Consider the following 2,166-nt stretch of genomic DNA (forward strand, 5'->3'; position numbering starts at 1 on the left):
GAGGAGCGGAGGTCCAGACGGATCAGGGCAAAAACTTGTTTGAGCGAAGCGAGTTGTTTTTGACCCCGGCTGGACCGAGCACCGCAGGTTGCCCGCAGCGAAGCGGAGGGGACGCAGGAACCAGGGTCGCCTTTYCTTTGCTTACTTTCTTTTGGCGAAGCAAAAGAAAGTGAGTTGCATGCCGGGCAACCTCCGGCCAGCAGAACTCAGCAAGGAAAATAGCTTTGGAGCAATGAACAGCTCAGGAGAGGGGCACTCAGAACTCCGCGTCGAGTTCATCGATGTCATCAGGCTCCTTCTTCGCCTCAGCCACCCACTCCTTCATCGCCGGCAACTCCGTGATGCGTTTGCAATACGCCGTGCAAGCCTTGTCCAGCGGCACGTCGTAGGTCAAAAACCGGGTGACAACCGGCGCATACATGGCGTCGGCCACTGACAGCTGCTTGCCGAACAAATAAGGCCCGCCATAAGCGCTGAGGCACTCCCGCCAGATCTCCAGCACGCGGTCGATGTCGGCCTGCGCACGGGACCAGACCTTGAAGTTCGAGAAATGGGCCTTGATGTTCATCGGCAGCGCAGCGCGCAACGAGGCAAAGCCCGAATGCATTTCGCCGCACACCGCCCGGCAATGCGCCCGCACCTTGATATCGTCGGGCAACAGTTGCGCCTTGGGCTTGATTTCATTGAGGTATTCGGCAATGGCCAGCGTGTCCCATACCTTCACATTGCCGTGCTGCAGCGACGGCACCAGCATGCTCGACGAGAGCAGCAGCATTTCGGCTTTCATCGCCGGGTCGTCCGGTGAAATGACTTTTTCGGTGAATTCGAGGCCGGCAAATCTTGCCAGCAGCCAGCCGCGCAGCGCCCAGGCACCGTAGTTTTTGCTGCTGATCGTCAGGACTGCCTTGGCCATGAGATTGCTCCTTGAACCGCAAAGTTGACCCCACTGGCTCGGGGCAAGCCTCCTCCGCAAGGGTTGTGCCAGCAGGCGTTCGCCGGCGGACTGGCCCGTAACTTGCCTGCATGAACGCCAGGGACAACGAATTCCGATTCACGTCAGGACCACCATGCTCTACCAGGCCTACCAAACCCAGTCCGACCTGATGTCGCCGTTTCGCCTGTTTGCCCAAAGCGGCAGCGCGGCATTCTGGCTGGGAAAAACAGAGGGCAGCGTGCTGCGCAAGCTGTCGGCGTCCATGGAGGTGTTTTCACGCCTGCGGCTGACGCACACACGGCCAGCCTACGGCATCAGCTCGGTGAAGGTAGGCGAGCGCGAACTCGCCGTGACGGAAGAAACCGTTTTGTCCATGCCCTTTGGCACCCTGCTGCGCTTTCGCAAGGAAACGCCTGCCGACCTGCCCTTTCAACCGCCGGTGCTGCTGGTGGCGCCGCTGTCAGGCCACTTTGCCACGCTGCTGCGCGAAACCGTGCGCACCCTGCTGCAAGACCACGACGTGTACATCACCGACTGGCATAACGCGCGCGATGTGTCTCTAAGTCACGGCCCGTTTGCGCTCGACGACTACGTCGACCACATGATCCGCTTCACCCAGACCATTGGCCCGGGCACACATGTGGTGGCAGTGTGCCAGCCTTGCGTGGCAGCGCTGGCGGCCACCGCCATCATGGCCGAAGACGACGATCCGGCCCAGCCGCGCAGCCTGACCCTGATGGCCGGCCCGGTGGACTGCCGCGTGAATCCGACAGGCGTCAACACACTTGCCACCAGCCAACCGATTGAGTGGTTTGAGAAAAACCTGATCAGCCATGTCCCGCTKCCGCATGCCGGCTACATGCGCCGTGTCTACCCGGGCTTTGTGCAGCTCAGTGCTTTTCTGAGCATGAACCTGGACCGGCACAAAAAATCCTTCCAGGACATGTACCAGCACCTGGTAGACGGCGATGTGGAAAAGGCCAACATCATCCGCGTGTTTTATGACGAGTACCTAGCCGTGAACGACCTGCCCGCCGAGTTTTACCTGGAGACAGTCGAAAAAGTCTTCCAGACCTACGACCTGCCGCTCGGCAAGCTCAGCTACCGCGGCCGTCTCGTCAAGCCTGCTGCCATTCGCCGTACGGCACTCATGACTGTTGAGGGGGAACGTGACGACATCTGCGCCGTGGGGCAAACGGTTGCGGCGCAGGATCTGTGCACAGGCATAAGGC

Annotated in this window: 2 protein-coding genes; one reads left to right on the plus strand and one right to left on the minus strand. The window is 60.4% G+C overall.

Annotated features, from left to right (window positions below; genetic code table 11):
* Nucleotides 1-256: 256 nt before the first annotated feature.
* Complete coding sequence (locus AC1D0Z_RS20135) at nt 257-913, minus strand: glutathione S-transferase (protein WP_477659941.1); 657 nt, start codon at nt 911-913, stop codon at nt 257-259.
* 154 nt (nt 914-1,067) lie between these two features.
* Here AC1D0Z_RS20135 and AC1D0Z_RS20140 point away from each other — a divergent pair.
* Nucleotides 1,068-2,166 (plus strand): polyhydroxyalkanoate depolymerase (locus AC1D0Z_RS20140; RefSeq protein WP_477659942.1); only part of this gene is annotated, 1,099 nt, incomplete at its 3' end.

The sequence above is a fragment of the Polaromonas sp. P1_E3 genome (assembly GCF_056405935.1).

What these genes read in the sequence shown, in the direction of transcription:
- AC1D0Z_RS20135 (WP_477659941.1), bottom strand. Translation starts at nt 913, where the DNA reads ATGGCCAAGGCAGTCCTGACGATCAGCAGCAAAAACTACGGTGCCTGG.